The following is a 17,012-nucleotide window of genomic DNA, read 5'->3' as shown; positions in this document are numbered from 1 at the left end:
GTTTCCGGAGCGGGGCCCGGTCGGTGCGGGGTCACCGCGCGGCCTGCACCTGCGCGCGCAGGAAGGGCAGCACCCGGTCGCGGTCGGGCTCGGGGCTGATCCCCAGCGTCTGCGCGATCTCCAATGCCAGGACGGCGTGCCCGGCGGCACCGGGGTGGAACGGGTCGGCCATGAGCCCCCAGGGGACTCCTCCCTGGCGTCCCTCGCCGAGCGCGGCGAACCTCGCGAACTGGTCGACGAGGATGGTCCCCTCCGCCTCCGCGACGTCGCGGACCGCCTGCGCGAACTCGGCGATGCGCGCGCGTTCGGGTGCGTGCAGCACGTCGACGGCGGGCTGGGTCTGCAGCACGGGGATCGCGTCCAGCTCGCGCACGCGACGCACGACCTCGGTGACGGATGCCGCGAACTCGGCCGGTTCGATGGGGGAGGCCCCGGTGGTGGAGCAGTCGTTGGTGCCGATCATGAGCGTCACGACGTGCGGATGCCAGGTCGCGACGCGCCGGTCGAAGTCCTCCAGCAGCTGCACGACCTTCCAGCCGCTGATCGCCGTGTTGAGCACGACGTCCTGCAGGCGCAGCAGGTCGTTGCGGATCAGCTCGTGCAGGTGGTCGACGAAGCTGCGCGCCCCGTGCGTGTGGACCACCCCGTGGGTGATGGAGTCGCCGGTGAACACCCAGTTGAGTGGAGTGTCGCCCTCGAGCAGGGCGTGCAGGGCGGTGAGGTCACTGGTCATGGACTCCATCCTGTCGCATCCGCGCGGGCCCGGGTATCCGTCCCGGCTGCGCGTTGGCATCCGCGCCTGGTGCGGAGTGGCCGGTCAGCCGGCCTTCTCCGCGCACGGCACGCACAGCTCCGCGAACGGGCGCGCCTCCAGCCGTCCGGCGGGGATCGGCCGACCGCACCTCGCGCAGACGCCGTAGGTGCCCGCATCCCATCGCCTCAGGGCGTCGTCGATGCTGCGCAGCTCGCTCTGCGCGGCATCCGACAGGGCGGTCAGCCGGGACCACTCCGACGACAGCGTCACCCCCTCCGGGTCGTGCTCATCGTCATCGTTGGAGCCCTGACGGTCGTGCACGAGCTCGGCGAGAGCGGATGCCGCGGCCGCCGCCCGCTCCTCCGCCTCACGGCGGAGGCCGACGAGCGTCTCCCGGGTGATCTGCGTCATGCCCACACCTTAGGCGTGTCTGCGGGGCAGGGGCCATCAGGCGGGGAACGGAGCCGGTGCGGTCCAGGGCGTGAGAGCATGGAGAGTCGAGAACAAGCGAGGAGACGCGATGCAGCTGGGAATGATCGGACTCGGGCGGATGGGCGCGAACATCGTCCGTCGACTGATGGCGGACGGACACGACTGTGTCGCGTACGACGTCAACCAGGAGGCCGTCACCGCGCTCGCCGCCGAGGGCGCTGTCGGGGCGTCCGATCTGGCCGACTTCGCCTCGAAGCTGCAGACCCCGCGCGTGGTGTGGATGATGGTCCCCGCCTCGCTCACCGGCTCGGTCGTCGAGCAGATCGCCGAGGTGCTCGAGCCCGGTGACATCCTCATCGACGGCGGCAACTCGAACTACCGTGACGACGTGCGCCGCGCCAAGGCGCTGCGGGAGAAGGGCATCGAGTACGTCGATGCGGGCACCAGCGGCGGCGTGTTCGGCCTCGAGCGCGGCTACTGCCTCATGGTCGGCGGCACGGAAGCCGCCGTGAGCCACATCGAGCCGCTGCTGAAGACCATCGCACCCGGTGCCGGCGAGATCGAACGCACCCCGGGTCGTACGGGAGAGCTCGCGCCCGAGGAACAGGGCTACCTGCACTGCGGGCCGTCGGGTTCCGGCCACTTCGTGAAGATGGTGCACAACGGCATCGAGTACGGGATCATGGCCGCTCTCGCCGAGGGCCTGAACATCCTCGACAACGCCGACGCCGGTGTGCGCGAGGCCGAGCACTCCGCGGAGATCGCCCCGCTGGAGGAGCCGGAGTACTACCAGTTCCCCATCGACACGGCCAAGGTCAGCGAACTGTGGCGTCGCGGATCGGTCATCTCCTCGTGGCTGCTGGACCTGACCGCGACCGCGCTGCACGAGAACCCCACCCTCGACGGGCTCGCCGGTCGGGTGTCCGACTCGGGTGAGGGCCGCTGGACCGTGAAGGCCGCCGTCGATGTGGGCGTTCCGGTGCCCGTGCTGGCCGCCTCGCTGTTCGAGCGCTTCGCCTCGCGCGATGAGGACCAGTTCGCCAACCAGGTGCTCTCCGCCATGCGCCTGCAGTTCGGCGGGCACAAGGAGCTTCCCGCGGGCGATTCGCTGGAGGCCGGCGGGCGCAAGTCCGACCTCAGCTGACCCGCGCCGCGGCTCGGCGCCGCATTCGCCAACGCCCGGCGGGGAACATAGGGTGAGGGCATGGACTTCCTCTTCAGCGCTCTCATCTTCCTGCACATCCTCGGTGCGGCCGCGCTCGTGGGCGGCTGGCTCGCCACCTTCCGCAAGCCCACCGTCGGCGTCTTCCAGATGGCCGGAGCCTGGGTGCAGCTGGTCACCGGCCTGCTGCTCGTGCTGCTCGCCGAGCTGACGCGCGACGATGGCGGCCCGGGCGTGAATCACGCGAAGATCGGCGTGAAGCTCGTCATCCTCATCGGCGTGCTCGTGGCCGCCCTGATCGGCCGTCGCCGGGTCAAGAAGGGCGAGGAGGTCGGCACCGGGCTCGCGCACGCCGTGGGCGGCCTGTCGCTCATCAACATCGCCATCGCCGTCTTCTGGTGAGCTGATTCGCCGGATCGGCCGACTCGTCGGCGCGGGCGGCTCTGCCGAGCGGCGGCGGCGGTCTCAGCCGAAGAACAGAGTCAGCAGCGTCGCGCCGCCGCCGGTGACGATGAGGGCGATGATCGTCACCCACGCGGTCAGCCGGATGCGGCGGTTCCGGCGTTCGAAATCGCTGTAGTCCGCGTCGTCGCGCACGGTGTCCGTCACGCGGCCGCCTCGGAGACGGTGGGCCCGAACACCGCGGGCAGGGTCGCCTGCGACACCGTGCGCAGCTCGTCAACGGTCAGGGTGAACACGTCCTGCACCTCGAGCACCGGTGCGGAGTCGGTCACGCCGATGCGCAGCACCGGGTAGCCGCGCCCCTCGCACAGGCCGCGGAACTTCACGTCATCCTCACGCGGCACGGTGACGATCACGCGCCCGGTCGACTCGGAGAACAGGGCGGATGCCGCATCCACGCCGTCGCGGTCCATCAGCTCGGTCAGCCACACGCGCGCGCCCAGACCGAACCGCATGACACCCTCGGCGAGGGCCTGGCCCAAGCCGCCCTCGGACAGGTCGTGGGCGGAGGAGATGAGCCACTCGTCGCGGGCGGCGGACAGCAGGCCCGCGAGGTCCTTCTCGCGGGCGAGGTCGACCTTCGGGGGCAGGCCGCCGAGGTGGCCGTGCACGACGTCCGCCCACGCGGAGCCGGACAGCTCGGTGGACGTGGTGCCCAGCAGGTAGATGTTCTGGCCCTCGTCCTGCCAACCCGACGGGATGCGGCGGGAGACGTCCTCGATGATGCCCATGACGCCCACGAGGGGGGTGGGGTGGATGGGGACGTCACCGGTCTGGTTGTAGAACGACACGTTGCCGCCGGTGACCGGGGTGCCCAGCTGGTGGCATCCGTCGGCCAGGGCGTCCACGGTCTGGCCGAACTGCCACATGACCTCAGGGTTCTCCGGGGATCCGAAGTTCAGGCAGTCGGTGATCGCGGTGGGCACGGCGCCGGTGACGGCGACGTTGCGGTACGCCTCGGCGAGGGCCAGCTGCGCACCCGCATAGGGGTCGAGCTGGCTGTAGCGGCCGTTCGCGTCGGTGGCGATCGCGAAGCCCAGGCCGGACTCCTCGTCCACGCGCATCATGCCCGCGTCGTCGGGGAAGGCCAGCGCGGTGTTGCCGCCGACGTAGTAGTCGTACTGGTCGGTGATCCAGCTGGTGTCGGCGAGGTTCGGGGAGCCGAGGAGGGCGAGGAACTGCTCGCGCAGCACGGCCGGGTCGTTCGAGCGGGGCAGCAGCTCCGCGGCATCCGCCTGCAGCGCGTCGATCCACGTCGGGTAGGCGACCGGACGGTCGTAGACCGGACCGTCCACGGCGACCGTGGACGGGTCGACGTCGACGATGCGCTCGCCCCGCCAGTCGATGACGAGGCGGCCGTCGCCGGTGACCTCGCCGAGCACGCTGGTCTCGACCTCCCACTTGTTCACGACCGCCATGAAGGCGTCGAGCTTGTCGGGGGTGACGATGGCCATCATCCGCTCCTGCGACTCGCTCATGAGGATCTCCTCGGCGGTGAGCGTGGGGTCGCGCAGCAGCACGTCGTCGAGGGAGACGTGCATGCCGGAGTTGCCGTTGGCGGCCAGCTCGCTGGTCGCGCAGGAGATCCCGGCGGCGCCGAGGTCCTGGATGGCCTCGACGAGCTCGTTCTGGAACAGCTCGAGGCAGCACTCGATGAGCACCTTCTCGGCGAAGGGGTCGCCGACCTGCACGGCGGGGCGCTTGGTGGGGCCGCCGTCGGCGAACGTGTCGGATGCGAGGATGCTGGCCCCGCCGATGCCGTCGCCGCCGGTGCGGGCGCCGAACAGGACGACCTTGTTGCCCACGCCGGTGGCGTTGGCGAGCTTGAGGTCCTCGTGGCGCAGCACGCCGACCGCGAGGGCGTTGACGAGCGGGTTGGCCTGGTAGACGGCGTCGAAGACCGTCTCGCCGCCGATGTTGGGCAGGCCCAGGCAGTTGCCGTAGAAGCTGATGCCGCTGGTCACGCCGTGCACGACGCGGGGGGTGTCGGGGTGGTCGATGGCGCCGAAGCGCAGGGCGTCCATGACGGCGACGGGGCGCGCGCCCATCGAGATGATGTCGCGGACGATGCCGCCGACGCCCGTCGCGGCGCCCTGGAACGGCTCGATGAACGACGGGTGGTTGTGGGATTCGGCCTTGAAGGTGACCGCCCAGCCCTCGCCCACGTCGACGACGCCCGCGTTCTGCCCCATGCCGACCATGAGGCGCGCCTTCATCTCTTCGGAGACCTTCTCGCCGAACCGGCGCAGGTACTTCTTGGACGACTTGTAGGAGCAGTGCTCGCTCCACATGACCGAGTACATGGCCAGCTCGCCGCTCGTGGGCCGACGCCCGAGGATCTCGCGGATGCGGGCGTACTCGTCGTCCTTGAGGCCGAGCGCCGCGTACGGCTGCTCCTTCTCGGGGGTGGCGATGGCGTTCTCGACGGAGTCGGGGATGTGCTGATGAGCGGATGCTGAGGGTGCGGCGGACACGCGGGCTCCAGGAGAGAAGGGAGAAGGTCTGCGACCAGTTTAGGAGAGGTCGCCTGGAGGTGTCGTCTGCGCGTCGGATGCGGGGTCGCCCGCCGTCGCGGTGGGTTGTCGGGCCGGTGCTCTGCACCGAAGTCAGGAGGATTCGGACAGCTCGGCGATCTATACGGTGTAGATCGCCGAGGGTCATGCGCTGTTCCCAGGAATGATCGGTGGTTCCGGAAGTCGATCGCTTCCTTGCCTTCTCTCCCGGTCATACGCCAATCTGGGGTGGGTTCACGGGCGAAGGGGCAGTGATGACGCGAGGGTGGGACGGTCGGCGTGCGCTTGTCACGGGGGCCGGCAGCGGTGTCGGGCGGGAGATCGCCCGCGCGCTCGCCGCGGGCGGTGCGCACGTGCTCATGCCCGTGCGCGACCGGGGGCGCGGTGAGGCGGCGATGAACAGCATCCGTGAGACGGTTCCGGATGCCTCGCTCGAGCTGTGTGATCTGGATCTGGCGGACTTCGCCTCGGTGTCGGCTCTCGGACGGCGATTGCGCGAGGATGCCGAGCCCATCGAACTGTACGTGATGAACGCGGGCATCATCCTGCTCGGCGACGCGCAGCGCCACGAGACGGTCGACGGGCACGAGCTGCACTTCCAGACGAACTTCCTCGGGCACGTGCTCCTCACGCGCGAGCTGTGCCCGCTGCTGCAGGCGGGCGCGGCGCGGATCGCCGTGCAGCTGAGCCTGGCGTCGGCGGTCGGGAGCCTGAAGGACCTGGAGAGCACTCGGCGCTACAGCGCGGTGCGGGCCTACGCCGCGTCGAAGCGCGCGTTCGGCCTGTACGGCGTCGAGCTGGCCCGCCGCGCGGCCGCCGGAGCCTGGGGTGTGCAGGTGAACCTGTGCCACCCCGGCGTCGCGCCCGACACGGGGATCGCCGGTGATCTGCGCCGGCAGAGGGCGGCCCGCCACGGCGCCTCCGATGGGAAGGCGGGTCTCGCGCGGCGCCTCGGCGGCACGCCGGCGGAGGCCGCGCAGCCCGCGCTCGCGGCATTGGCGGCGGATGCCCCGGACGGGCGATTCTTCGCTCCCGGCGGTCGGCTGGGGTTGTCGGGTCCGCCGCGCGAGCGCAAGCTGTTCCGGGCGCTGCGGGACGAGGTGGGAGCGCGGCGCATGTGGGATCTCGCGGAGGAGCTCATCGGTGCGGAGCCGGAGCGCACGCCGGACCTGCTGTAGGAGCGGATGCGCGTGCCGCTTCGGGTACGGATGCGGGTGCCGCTGCGCTCTCAGCGCATCGACGACGGTGTGCCGGCACGGGCGCCGAAGCGCTCTCTGCCGAGCACGCTCAGCAGGCGGATCTTCTCCTCGGCCTCGCTGCGGGGCTCGGGGGTGAGCACGAGCAGCGCCTGACCGCGATCCTCGGTGAACAGCACCTGGCAGTCCACCTCGAACGAGCCCACCTCGGGGTGGATGAGCGTCTTGTGGTCGGCGAAGCGTTGCGCGACCTCCTGGCGTTCCCACAGTCGGCGGAACTCGTCGCTGTGCTTGGTCAGTTCGGTCACCAGCATCCGTGCCTGCGCCTGTGCGCCGGCTGTCGCGGAGGCGGCGCGGAGGCCGGCGACCTGGGCGCGGCTGTTGCGGTCGTGGTCCTCGGGCGGATAGTGGGATCGGGCCTCGTCCGGGTGCAGGAACCAGCGGTACGGTTCGAACCGTTCAAGCCCCGGGGCGCCGACGTGGTCGCCGAAGAGCGTCGCGGCGAGGGTGTTCTGCAGGAGGGTCTCGCCGAGGATGGAGATGATGAGCGCCGGGGTGTCCGAGAGGCGGTCGAAGACGCGCTGCAGCGCCGGTGCGACGTGCTCGGAGGTGCCGATGCGGTCGGGCACCGCTTGGCCTGCGACGCGGAACAGGTAGTCGCGCTCGTCGGAGGTGAGGCGGAGGGCACGGGAGATGGAGCTGAGCATCTGCGTGCTCGGCTGCGGGCCGCGCTGCTGTTCCAGTCGGGTGTAGTAGTCGGTGGACATCATCGCCAACTGTGCGACCTCTTCGCGGCGCAGGCCCGGGGCGCGGCGCCGCGCGCCGTCGGGCAGCCCGACGTCGGAGGGCTTGAGCTGCTCACGGCGGTGACGCAGGAACTCGGCGACTGCTTCACGGTCCATGGGTTCCATCATGCGCGCATCGTACGGCGGCATCCAGGGATCGCCGATCCCCCGATGAGTGGACTCTGCCGCGCATCCGTCGCCCGCTGGAGACTCGAATCATGCGAATCAACGGAAACACCATCTTCATCCCCGGCGCGACCAGCGGCATCGGCCTCGCTCTCGCGCTTCGCCTGCAGGAGGTGGGCAACACCGTCATCGTCGGCGGGCGCCGCACCGAGCTGCTCGAGCGGATCGCCGCCGAGCATCCCGGCATCGACACCGTCCGCATCGACACCACCGACAAGGGCTCGATCGCGGAGGCAGCCGGCGAGGTCATCGCGAGCCACCCCGATCTGAACGTGCTGGTCCTCATGGCGGGCATCATGCGCGTCGAGGACTGGGGGTCTCCGCATGAGGCTCTGGCGGAGGCCGAGGCGACAGTGACGACCAATGTGCTCGGGCCGATCCGGCTGATCGCCGCGTTCCTGGAGCACTTGAAGGCGCAGCCGGATGCCACCATTCTGACCGTGTCGTCGGGGCTGGCGTTCGCTCCGCTGCGGGTGACGCCGACGTACAACGCCTCGAAGGCGGCCATCCACATGTTCAGTGAGACGCTGCGGCTGCAGCTGGCGGGGTCGGACGTGCAGGTGGTCGAGCTGGTTCCGCCGTCGGTGCAGACCGACCTCATGCCCGGGCATGCGGACGACCCGTTCGCGATGCCGCTGGACGAGTACATCGACGAGGTGATGGGTCTGCTGGAGGCACAGCCGGATGCGACGGAGATCCTCGTCGAGCGCGTGAAGTTCCTCCGTTTCGGGGAGGTGCGCGGGGATCAGGCGCAGGTCATCGCGACACTCAACGGAACGGATGCCGTCGTCGCGGCGGCGTGAGCGTGCGGTGATCTGTCCTCCGCAGGCGCGGACTGGCCAGTAGCCGGTCCGCGCCTGTGTGTTGCTACAGGATCCGATGGTCGTTACAAGCCTTCGTAGTAGCGGCGGATCGCGGCGGCCATGAGACTTCTGCGTTCGGTGAGGAACTGCGGGTACGACGCCGCGGACACGAGCCCGAGACTTGCCGGAAGCGCGTTCTCCTCGAGGTTGCGCCGGAGGTCATCGACATCCGTGATCTCACCCAGTGTGAGCTGGCCGGAGGCGATCTGCTCGTTCACACTTGCCATGTACGCGCTGGGGGGACGGTTGCTGATGGCGATGTTGATAGGCGTCTCCGTCAGAGCGAAATTCGCAACCTGGTTGTAGTCGCCGCGATCGGGATATCCGTTCTTCTGCAGGTAGTCCTTGGGGACGATGTGATGGATATCGCCGGACTGCTGATGCATGGCCGCGACGGTGATGCTCTTCGAGAGGAATCCTCTTGCGAGGCTGGCGACTTGGGACGCCAGGAAGGTCTGGAAGAACGGGCTCGCCGTGCTGGTGGTCTCGAGAGCGTTCGGAAGCGCCACCTCCCAGAAGCCATCGGTGAGCTCGGAATCTTCGACCTGCTTCAGGTAGTTTGCGGCGCCCTGCTGGGCGATCCGACGAATGTCCTGTTCCCAGTTGGACTCGAAACTGCCGGAGTGCCGACCGGTGAGCATCGACATGACGAACCAGCGGCGGACGATGCGTTTACGCTCGCCTTCCGACAGCGAACCGTCTGTGCGGAGGCGGAGGTACAGGGCGTACGCAAAGTTGAGGGCGTTCTTCGATCCGATCATCCCAGCGGTGATGAACCCGGCGGACTTGATGGTCATGATGAAGTTCTCGAAGTTGTACTTCTTGACGATCTGCAGCAGCGCGTCTTCGAGTTTGTCGTACGCCACCGGTATCCGCGCCTCATCGACCTTACGAGTCTCGGGGTCGCGGCCGGAGAGTTCGCTGACGATGGAGGAGGCTTTTCCGCGGCTGAATCCGACGAGACCGGCGACACGGATGACGTCGCTGTACGCCGGGTCATAGAGGTCTTCGCTGTCGTCCTTCAGCCAGGAGATCGACGAAAGGTAGGGGGATGCGGCGAACTCGTCATCGTTGTCGTGGATGTCGGAGTACGCATGCGGGGCTACAGCGAGATGACAGAAGTAGTCGATGAGTTTGCGGATGTTCCGGCCGCGGTCGCCGTAGGTGGCGATCTTGCTCATCGCGAAGTCGGCGCTGCTGAGCGGGACACCCTTCGAGTTGATGCGGATGAAGATCTCGGAAACCGTCTCGACGTCGAGCTCATCGTCGAGGGCGATGATGCCGATCTGGGCGTTCTTGATGGCTTCGAGGTTTCCGATGGTGGTTTCGGCCTTCGCATGGTCGATGTCGGGATTCGATTCGAGGTAGCCCCTGACAAAACCGAATGTTGAGGGAGCATTGAACAGCTCGCTGATGTCATGGATCCACTCCGGGTTCTTTCTGATCACCGGCGTGAGGGTGGCGAACTCTTCCGTGAGCGGGTTGAACGCGATCTTGATGCGCTTCTTCTGGTACCGCTTGTTGATCACCTCGAGGCCTGCGACAGCAGCGCGCAGCGCCGTGATGCGCTGCTGCCCGTCGATGAGTATCTGCTGGTGGGCGGCAACCTGACCACCCTTCAGATGTGCTCCTACCGACTGCCAGGTGATGAGGTATCCGACTGGGTAGCCGTGGTACAGCGAGTCCATAAGGTCGCGGACCTTGATCGTGTCCCAGACGAACGGCCGCTGCAGTTCTGGAATCGCGATGCTCTCCCTGCGAACATCCTCGAGCAGCTGGGTCACGGCAGACTGGGTCACACGATACTTCGGCACAGGAGTCCTCTCTTCGAGCCCACGCTATCGTGTGGGGCGGACAGCGACCCGCGGGGCTCGGTGCGAAGTCACTCCTCGTGCTGTGCTCGGACTTCCTTCGCCAACTCGGTGTACTTGAGCATCCGGCCCCGCGCGAGTTCGACCGGGTACTTCGCCCGTGTCTTCTCGAGTTTGCTGAGGATGATCTCGTCGATGTCGACGCCGATCCGGTTGGCCAGGTGGATGCAGTAGGTGAGCACGTCGGCGAGCTCCTCCTCGACCCGCTCCTGGTCGGGCTGCCCGCCCCACTGGTAGAGCTCGAGCAACTCCGCCGCCTCTACCGAGATCGACTTCGCGAGGTTCTCCGGCGTGTGGAACTGATCCCACTCCCGCTCGGCGACGAAGGTGCGGAGGGCCTGCAGCGTTGCGGGGGAGGGCATGAGATGCACGGTAGCAGGCAGCCAGGCGGTAGCGAGCGGCGGTTCCTCGATATGCTCGTGCCGTGGCACACCAACCCGCGTGGACGGACGAAGAACTGACTCTCGCGATCGAGCTGCTAGATCGACGTGGGTGGTATGGAGGAAACGCCAAGACGCCGGAGTACATTGAGCTTTCACGATTGCTCCGTGCGGCCAACTTTCCCCGGGTGGATGTCTTTGATGAGTCGTTCCGGTCTGTGAACTCGATCTCTTTGAAGATGGGAAATCTGCGAGGTGCTAACGACGAAGTCTCAGGGGGACTTAGGGCGGCAGAGCGCGAGCGGGCCTTCGTGGACAAGTTCCTCCGTAATCCGCAGGAGATGCGAGCAAAGGCGAGGGCGCTCCGAGCGCGGGTTCAGCATCTGGTGGAGTGAACTTGCTGCAGGACTGCGGTCAACGCAGGTTTGGTCTACAGCAGGACATCGGTGAGCTGACTCCGCAACGTCGGAACCCCCGCATACGATGGCAGTGTGACGGATCAAGCACTACGAGTTGTTGAGGTGTGCGCGGGCGCCGGTGGGCAGTCTCTCGGCCTACACAAGGCTGGGTTCAAGCATGAACTAGCCGTTGAGATCGATGAGACTGCGGCGCAGACACTTCGAACGAATCTCGAGGTGCCGGTGCTTGTCGGCGACGTGGCCGATTCAAATCTCTGGAAGGTTGAGGACTACGCGGGTGTGGACCTCTTTGCGGGAGGAGTGCCATGCCCACCCTTCTCCGCTGCCGGGAAACAGCTCGGGACTTCTGATGAGCGGGACTTGTTTGCCTGGGCAATTGAGCAGGTTGCGATCATGCGTCCGAGGGCGGTAATGCTCGAGAACGTGCGCGGATTGTCCTCACCACGGTTCTCCGCGTATCGACAAAGGGTTCTCGATCGGCTTGATGAGATCGGCTATGTCGGAGAGTGGAGGCTTCTTCACGCCTCAGATTTCGGAGTCCCACAGCTTCGACCGCGCTTCGTGCTCGTAGCGATGTCGGCTGACGATATGCGCTACTTCCACTGGCCAGAAGAGAACGCTGAGCCCCGCACCACGGTAGGTGCCGCCCTTCACGACCTGATGGCGGCGGACGGGTGGCGGTACGCGGACGCCTGGCGCGATTATGCAGCGGACATCGGGCCGACACTGGTTGGCGGCAGTAAGAAGCATGGTGGCGCTGATCTCGGCCCCACGCGGGCAAAGGCTGGCTGGGCGAAACTTGCCGTCGACGGCAAAGGGATTGCCGACGCCGCCCCGAACCGCAAGTCGCCTTCCTTCAGAACGTTGGCACCGCGGCTAACGATCGAAATGGCTGCTCGGATTCAAGGGTGGAAGGCGGAAGACGCTTACGTATTCTCCGGTCGGAAGACATCGCAGTATCGACAGATTGGCAACGCGTTCCCGCCTCCTGTCGCGCGTGCGATCGGGTTGAGCATCAGCTCCGCCCTGCACCACGATGGTGAGATCCGTTCCGAACCAGTAGTCGCGATGAGTCTCCATGATCCCGTATACAGGGCTCTCGCGCGTAGCCAGAAGCCGCTCAGTCTGGAAGAGCTAGTCGCCGCATACAACGCTGGGAGTACCGCCGCTGTCCAGCAGCGTCTGGCCGCGATCGGCCGAGACTTTGAACTTCTTCGCGTTGACGACGACGGTGTTGAGCGTTACATCCTGGGAGACTTCAGAGGTTTTACTGGGCAGAGAGACCACTGGCGGCACGAGGTGGTGGCTCGGGCGCGGAACCGGATCAGCTGACCGTGATGGCCGCGGACTTGATGCAGGGATGGCGACCGGATCCCCTTGAGGGCGAAACCGATCATGAACTGATCGGAGTATTCGAGGCGCTTCGCTTCGCGGACCCCGACGGATCGAGAATCGGTCGGCTCATGCGCAGAACCCTCGACCAGTTGTATGACGGGCAGCGGACTGGGCGCTACTCATGGGCCCAACTACACAAGACGGAACGAACGCATTTCGGGACGCTTTTCGAGATCAACTTGCGTCGTGAATTTGATGATGTGATTGATGAAGGCGAGAAGCTCGACTACAAGATCACCGGTATCGACGTCGATTGCAAGTTCTCGCAGCGGATGAATGGGTGGATGATTCCACCGGAAGCGATCGGACACTTGCTCGTTGTCGGCTACGTCAACGACGCAACGTCCGAGTTTGCCTTTGGGGTCGTTAGAGCTTCCCCCGAACATTGCCGTACGGCCGCAAACCGCGATGCTAAGGTGCAGCTGAATCCAGTCGGGCGTGACGCAGTGAGGTGGCTTGAGCGTCCAGGCGACCTGCCACCCAATGTCCTGCTTCAATGCGATGAGGAAACACTCGCGGCCATCTTTGCTCCGCGTTCGGGACAGAAGAGAGTGAACGAGTTACTCCGACGCGTGACAGGTGAACGCATCGGTCGGAACACAATCGCTACGGTGGCCCAGCAGGATGACTTCATGAAGAGGGTGCGCGCGAATGGCGGCGCTCGCACAGCCCTCAGAGGCGAGGGCTACATAATCCTTGGCGGTGACTATGACAAGCACCGGAACGTCGCGGCTCAACTGGGCGTCGAAGTTCCGCAGGCGGGTGAGGTGATGAGCATTCGGCTTGCGCAGGCCTCGATGGACGATCCATTCGTTGCTGAACTTGACGGACAACGCTGGCGAGTCGCGACCGCAGGCGACCGTATCAACGAAGCCCCGATCGTCCCGTTCAAATAGTGCTCCATGAGGTAGGTGAGTGAGCGAGCTTCACGCTTGGAAGAACGCTCCTGAAGCGGGAAACGACTCCTCTCCGTCCTCTGTGCTTCGCCTCACCGGAAACCCCGCGTAGTAAGCCAGCTGATGCGCCGAGGCGCTGCGTGGTCTGCTCGAGAATCACCAGGCGCACGACATCGTCATCCTCAGCCGTTTCGGTGAGCGGCATTCTCTCGTCGGCAGGCTGTTGGCGGCGGAGCACTTCAGCAAAGAAGAGCGCTGGCTGCGTGACCGGCTGCGCGTGCAGGCGGATGAGCAGCCCGCGGGTATCGGACGGGTGGATGCCGGTGCTGCGCCGGTCACTGTGGAGCGGGCGGTCCCGCAGGCCTCACCCCAGCCCGTGCCCCAGCCGCCGGCTCCGCTGCCGCCGGCTCCGCTGCCGAAGGCCCCGCCGGGGCGAGTGCGGTGGGGCTCGATCTTCAAGTACAAGGGTCTGGATGCCGAGGCCGTGATCCTCACGGACATCGGCGATGAGGCGATGACCTTCGTGCGCGGCAAGGGACTCGACTGGTTCGACCTGCTGTACGTGGGGCTGACGCGGGCGAGGTACCGGTGCGTGGTGGTGTCGAACTGAGGAGCCGATCGCGTTCGTTTTTTTCGTTTCAGCGTTAGTATTGGTGTCATGAGCACCTCCACTGAAATACCCGGCGGTGCGCGCAAGGCACAGACCTATCTCCCGGAAGCGACTTCGCGCGAGGAATTGCTCGACTTCGCCGAACTCATGCGTGAGCTTGAGGCGTATCTATCGCAGGGGGCTTCCAGAGCGGCGCTCGTCGACCCGGATGGCAACGCGCGTCCTATCCCTGACGAGATCTTCCGCATCCTCGATCAGGTGACGAATACGCTCGCGGCCGGCGAAGGCATCACGATCATTCCGCAGGGCGCGACGATGACGACACAGCAGGCTGCCGACTTTCTAGGCGTCAGCCGTCCGACGCTCGTTCGCCTGCTGGAAGCCGACGACATTCCGTACACGATGCCGGGACGTCACCGTCGAGTGCAACTGGAAGATCTGGTTGCGTACCAGACGAAGTTCCTCGCTGAGCGTCGAGCAGCGTTGCGGGAACTTCATCGCACCAGCGTCGAATCGAAGATCCGAGTTGGTGACCCGCGCGAGGTGAAGCGTGTGACGGAGCTGGACGCTGAGTGAGATTTCCGGCCTTCTTCGACGCGAACGTCCTATACGGGGCGCTGCTCAACGACTTCATCCTTGAACCTGCAGAGAGCGTGCCGCTCGCGCTCGGCTCTACTGAGCGCGGTCCCGCCCGACCATATGTCGGCCCCTCCCGATAGCATCCGATCATGGTCTCCTACACCGCACTCACCGACAGATCCGCCGTCGACGCGGCCATCGACGAATGCGATCGCGTCGGCCGCGCGGCATTCCTCCACAAGTACGGCTTCCGTGAGGCATCCACCTACTTCCTGATCACCGAAGACGGGTGCTACGACTCCAAGGCGATCTTCGGCGTCGCGTACGGCATCCAGCACGGCACGCCGCTCGGCAGCGACGAGTTCAGCGGAGGGAAGGATGCTGCGGCCGGCCGCCTCAGCGAACTCGGCTACACGATCGAGGGCATGGACTCGGCACGCACCTATTTCGATTCGCTCGATGCAGCGCTCGACGATTTCCGGCATCCGGTCGAGAACAGGACGCGCGTGCGCGCCTTCGCAATGGAGCGTGACTTCGAGAGGTTCTACACCACGCCCTCGCGCACCTACATCGCGATGATCGAGCGCGGAGCCGAACGGCCGAGCGCTTGGGCGCACGTCGGCTTCATCTCCTACCGCAAGGACGACGGGACGCTCGACGAGGTCACCCTGCCGTACAACCGGGTCCGCGGTGGCGGCGCGTCGAGACAGCGGAGTCGGACGGATGCTGAACGAGCCACCTGCCCGAACCCGGACTGCGGCATGCAGCTGCCCGCCAGCGGAACCTGCGACTACTGCTGAGGGATGCTTCCACCCGCTGCGGTGGCGACCGCATTCAAGTGACGATGGTGTTCGAGAAACTCACCTGAGCGTCCCCGGTACGAACTACACTCACCCCATGGCCATGTCGCTCCGGTTCCCATCCCGCCCGCCCGGGCGGGAGATGTTCCGGGAAGGACGTGCACATGGCACACTCACCTCATCGTCGGCACCGCGGCTGCGCTCTCTGTAAGCCCCACCAGTGGCGTGGACAGGGCAAGGCCCGTCGTTCACCCTGGCGCGTGAACCGTCAGATCGGGCGGAAGCGCCGCTGGAACGGACGCACGCTCGACGAATAGAACCACTCCGCATGCGCCGAACGGCGGGGGCTCCTCCCTCGCGTAGGAGCCTCTGCCGCCGGCATCCGCTCTGTTCTTCAGCGCGAAGCGCGCCTCACGGCTTGACGACCACCTCGTCGGCGAGCAGCCCGGGCGTCACTTCATCCCCCGCGCACGCGCGGAGTGGAGGATTGTGGAACCATGAGCACCGAGCTCCACGTGGATTGCGCGATCGTCGGCGGCGGGCCCGCCGGACTCGTCCTGGCGCTCGCGCTCGTGCGCCGCGGCATCCGTGCCGTCGTCATGGAGAAGCACGCTGACTTCCTGCGCGACTTCCGGGGCGACACCATCCACCCCTCCACACAGGACCTTCTCGCCGAGTTCGGCCTGCTCGACGCCTTCCTCGCCCGCCGTCACGACGACATGCAGCGCGTCACCTTCAGCTGGTACGGCACCGAGCTGACGCTGGCGGACTTCACCCGTCTGCCCACCCGCCGCAAGGTCATGACCTTCATGCCGCAGTGGGACTTCCTCGACCTGATCGCGAACGCCGCGGCCCGGCATCCGGAGTTCACCCTGCTGCGCTCCACGCGCGCGACGGGCCTGATCCACGACGGCGGCCGTGTCGTGGGCGTTACCGGGGACGGACCCGACGGGGAGGTCTCCATCCGCGCCCGGCTCGTCGTCGACGCCTCCGGTCGCGACTCCGACGTCCGCGCCGCGGCGGGACTCGCGCCGATGGGCATGGCGTCCGCGATGGACGTGCTGTGGTTCCGCATCCCCAAGGCCGCGGGCGAGCGCCAGCCGTTCATCCAGGCCGGCTCCGGGCTCGTCATCGCGATCGATCGCGGAGACTTCTTCCAGGTCGCGCACGTCATCCCCGCCGGCACCTGGCACGGCACGGATGCCGACCTCGACGCCACCAAGCAGCGGGTCGGTCGGGTCGCGCCGAGCATGGCGGATGCCGTCGCCGCGATCACCCTCGACGATGTGCACTTGCTGCGGGTGCGCCTCGAGCGGCTGCGCCGCTGGTACGTCGACGGGATGCTGTGCATCGGCGACTCCGCGCATGCCATGTCGCCGGCGGGCGGCGTCGGCATCAATCTGGCGATTCAGGACGCCGTCGCCACGGCGCGCATCCTCGGCTCCGCGCTGCGCGAGGGCACCCCGACTCCCGCCGATCTGCATCGCGTGCAGCGCCGGCGGATGTGGCCCACCCGCGTCACCCAGTTCGTCCAGCACCGCATGCAGGGGCCGCTGATCGCCGAGCGCGAGCAGGACGCACCCCTGCCGTTCGCCCTGCGGATGCTGCGCGACCACCCGCGGCTCACCCGCGTCACCGCGCGCTTCGTCGGCCTCGGCGCCCGGCCCGAGTCGCTGTAGCCGAGGCCGGCCGTCAGCCTCGGAACCGTG

General features: G+C 66.9%; 18 protein-coding genes. 11 read left to right on the top strand and 7 right to left on the bottom strand.

The genetic code is table 11. From position 1 onward, the window contains the following. Positions 1 to 31: 31 nt before the first annotated feature. Together ABD770_RS05335 and ABD770_RS05330 are read right to left on the bottom strand one after the other, a co-directional pair. Positions 32 to 733, bottom strand: coding sequence for an SGNH/GDSL hydrolase family protein (locus ABD770_RS05335; RefSeq protein WP_344818484.1), 702 nt, complete (start codon positions 731 to 733; stop codon positions 32 to 34). An 84-nt stretch (positions 734 to 817) separates the two neighbouring features. Next, entirely contained in the window at positions 818 to 1,165 is a 348-nt protein-coding gene (locus ABD770_RS05330) for a TraR/DksA family transcriptional regulator (RefSeq protein ID WP_344818483.1), read from the bottom strand. A gap of 109 nt (positions 1,166 to 1,274) precedes the next feature. Between ABD770_RS05330 and gnd the strand changes: the two genes are divergently transcribed. Continuing rightward, complete coding sequence (gene gnd / locus ABD770_RS05325; RefSeq protein WP_344818482.1) at positions 1,275 to 2,330, top strand: phosphogluconate dehydrogenase (NAD(+)-dependent, decarboxylating); 1,056 nt, start codon at positions 1,275 to 1,277, stop codon at positions 2,328 to 2,330. Between the two features lie 60 nt (positions 2,331 to 2,390). Beyond that, complete coding sequence (locus ABD770_RS05320) at positions 2,391 to 2,750, top strand: hypothetical protein (protein WP_344818481.1); 360 nt, start codon at positions 2,391 to 2,393, stop codon at positions 2,748 to 2,750. A gap of 63 nt (positions 2,751 to 2,813) precedes the next feature. On the opposite strand, the gene ABD770_RS05315 is transcribed toward ABD770_RS05320, so the two are convergent. Next, on the bottom strand, positions 2,814 to 2,957 hold the full coding sequence (locus ABD770_RS05315) for a hypothetical protein (protein WP_344818480.1): 144 nt from the start codon (positions 2,955 to 2,957) through the stop codon (positions 2,814 to 2,816). Then, the gene (gene purL, locus ABD770_RS05310) at positions 2,954 to 5,284 is read right to left on the bottom strand and encodes a phosphoribosylformylglycinamidine synthase subunit PurL (RefSeq protein ID WP_344818479.1); all 2,331 of its coding nucleotides are present in this window, start codon (positions 5,282 to 5,284) and stop codon (positions 2,954 to 2,956) included. Before purL ends, ABD770_RS05315 begins: the two co-directional genes overlap by 4 nt. A 293-nt stretch (positions 5,285 to 5,577) precedes the next feature. Here purL and ABD770_RS05305 point away from each other — a divergent pair, with 293 nt between their 5' ends. Beyond that, positions 5,578 to 6,501 (top strand): SDR family NAD(P)-dependent oxidoreductase, encoded by a 924-nt coding sequence (locus ABD770_RS05305; RefSeq protein WP_344818478.1) that lies wholly within the window; start codon positions 5,578 to 5,580, stop codon positions 6,499 to 6,501. A 50-nt stretch (positions 6,502 to 6,551) separates the two neighbouring features. Here the strand turns inward: ABD770_RS05305 and ABD770_RS05300 are convergent, their stop codons facing one another. Then, positions 6,552 to 7,433 (bottom strand): helix-turn-helix transcriptional regulator, encoded by an 882-nt coding sequence (locus ABD770_RS05300; protein WP_486348209.1) that lies wholly within the window; start codon positions 7,431 to 7,433, stop codon positions 6,552 to 6,554. An 89-nt stretch (positions 7,434 to 7,522) separates the two neighbouring features. Here ABD770_RS05300 and ABD770_RS05295 point away from each other — a divergent pair, with 89 nt between their 5' ends. Continuing rightward, positions 7,523 to 8,293: an SDR family oxidoreductase gene (locus tag ABD770_RS05295; RefSeq protein WP_344818477.1), complete on the top strand. Its 771-nt coding sequence runs from the start codon at positions 7,523 to 7,525 to the stop codon at positions 8,291 to 8,293. Positions 8,294 to 8,376: 83 nt separating this feature from the next. On the opposite strand, the gene ABD770_RS05290 is transcribed toward ABD770_RS05295, so the two are convergent. Together ABD770_RS05290 and ABD770_RS05285 are read right to left on the bottom strand one after the other, a co-directional pair. Next, complete coding sequence (locus tag ABD770_RS05290; protein ID WP_344818476.1) at positions 8,377 to 10,137, bottom strand: GmrSD restriction endonuclease domain-containing protein; 1,761 nt, start codon at positions 10,135 to 10,137, stop codon at positions 8,377 to 8,379. Positions 10,138 to 10,235: 98 nt separating this feature from the next. Beyond that, positions 10,236 to 10,586 carry a nucleotide pyrophosphohydrolase gene (locus ABD770_RS05285; RefSeq protein ID WP_344818475.1) on the bottom strand — a complete coding sequence of 117 codons (351 nt, stop codon included), beginning with the start codon at positions 10,584 to 10,586 and terminating at the stop codon, positions 10,236 to 10,238. A gap of 62 nt (positions 10,587 to 10,648) precedes the next feature. On the opposite strand from ABD770_RS05285, the gene ABD770_RS05280 reads away from it, so the two are divergent. The 7 genes from ABD770_RS05280 (at position 10,649) to ABD770_RS05250 (ending at position 16,982) form a co-directional block, all read left to right on the top strand. Then, positions 10,649 to 10,999, top strand: coding sequence for a hypothetical protein (locus tag ABD770_RS05280; RefSeq protein ID WP_344818474.1), 351 nt, complete (start codon positions 10,649 to 10,651; stop codon positions 10,997 to 10,999). A 96-nt stretch (positions 11,000 to 11,095) separates the two neighbouring features. After that, a complete protein-coding gene (locus ABD770_RS05275) occupies positions 11,096 to 12,355 on the top strand; it encodes a DNA cytosine methyltransferase (RefSeq protein WP_344818473.1) in 1,260 nt (419 codons plus the stop codon). Between the two features lie 5 nt (positions 12,356 to 12,360). Then, positions 12,361 to 13,314, top strand: a complete 954-nt coding sequence (locus tag ABD770_RS05270; RefSeq protein ID WP_344818472.1) for a NaeI family type II restriction endonuclease — start codon at positions 12,361 to 12,363, stop codon at positions 13,312 to 13,314. Positions 13,315 to 13,537: 223 nt separating this feature from the next. After that, positions 13,538 to 13,924 (top strand): P-loop NTPase family protein, encoded by a 387-nt coding sequence (locus tag ABD770_RS05265; protein WP_344818471.1) that lies wholly within the window; start codon positions 13,538 to 13,540, stop codon positions 13,922 to 13,924. A gap of 48 nt (positions 13,925 to 13,972) precedes the next feature. Then, on the top strand, positions 13,973 to 14,500 hold the full coding sequence (locus tag ABD770_RS05260; protein ID WP_344818470.1) for a helix-turn-helix domain-containing protein: 528 nt from the start codon (positions 13,973 to 13,975) through the stop codon (positions 14,498 to 14,500). 152 nt (positions 14,501 to 14,652) lie between these two features. Beyond that, positions 14,653 to 15,303: a ScoMcrA-related endonuclease gene (locus tag ABD770_RS05255; protein ID WP_344818469.1), complete on the top strand. Its 651-nt coding sequence runs from the start codon at positions 14,653 to 14,655 to the stop codon at positions 15,301 to 15,303. A gap of 497 nt (positions 15,304 to 15,800) precedes the next feature. Next, positions 15,801 to 16,982: an FAD-dependent oxidoreductase gene (locus ABD770_RS05250; protein ID WP_344818468.1), complete on the top strand. Its 1,182-nt coding sequence runs from the start codon at positions 15,801 to 15,803 to the stop codon at positions 16,980 to 16,982. The last annotated feature ends 30 nt before the right edge of the window (positions 16,983 to 17,012 follow it).

Source organism: Microbacterium soli (genome assembly GCF_039539005.1).
In the GTDB taxonomy this organism is placed as follows: Bacteria; Actinomycetota; Actinomycetes; order Actinomycetales; family Microbacteriaceae; genus Microbacterium; species Microbacterium soli.
Note: the sequence above shows the minus strand (reverse complement) of the source record. Positions and strands in the feature narration are given on the sequence as shown.

Bases quoted from the DNA above. Each gene is read 5' to 3' on its own strand.
- ABD770_RS05335 (WP_344818484.1), bottom strand. From the start codon at position 733: ATGACCAGTGACCTCACCGCCCTGCACGCCCTGCTCGAGGGCGACACT.
- ABD770_RS05330 (WP_344818483.1), bottom strand. From the start codon at position 1,165: ATGACGCAGATCACCCGGGAGACGCTCGTCGGCCTCCGCCGTGAGGCG.
- gnd (WP_344818482.1), top strand. From the start codon at position 1,275: ATGCAGCTGGGAATGATCGGACTCGGGCGGATGGGCGCGAACATCGTC.
- ABD770_RS05320 (WP_344818481.1), top strand. From the start codon at position 2,391: ATGGACTTCCTCTTCAGCGCTCTCATCTTCCTGCACATCCTCGGTGCG.
- ABD770_RS05305 (WP_344818478.1), top strand. From the start codon at position 5,578: ATGACGCGAGGGTGGGACGGTCGGCGTGCGCTTGTCACGGGGGCCGGC.
- ABD770_RS05300 (WP_486348209.1), bottom strand. From the start codon at position 7,433: ATGATGGAACCCATGGACCGTGAAGCAGTCGCCGAGTTCCTGCGTCAC.
- ABD770_RS05295 (WP_344818477.1), top strand. From the start codon at position 7,523: ATGCGAATCAACGGAAACACCATCTTCATCCCCGGCGCGACCAGCGGC.
- ABD770_RS05285 (WP_344818475.1), bottom strand. From the start codon at position 10,586: ATGCCCTCCCCCGCAACGCTGCAGGCCCTCCGCACCTTCGTCGCCGAG.
- ABD770_RS05270 (WP_344818472.1), top strand. From the start codon at position 12,361: ATGGCCGCGGACTTGATGCAGGGATGGCGACCGGATCCCCTTGAGGGC.
- ABD770_RS05260 (WP_344818470.1), top strand. From the start codon at position 13,973: ATGAGCACCTCCACTGAAATACCCGGCGGTGCGCGCAAGGCACAGACC.
- ABD770_RS05255 (WP_344818469.1), top strand. From the start codon at position 14,653: ATGGTCTCCTACACCGCACTCACCGACAGATCCGCCGTCGACGCGGCC.
- ABD770_RS05250 (WP_344818468.1), top strand. From the start codon at position 15,801: ATGAGCACCGAGCTCCACGTGGATTGCGCGATCGTCGGCGGCGGGCCC.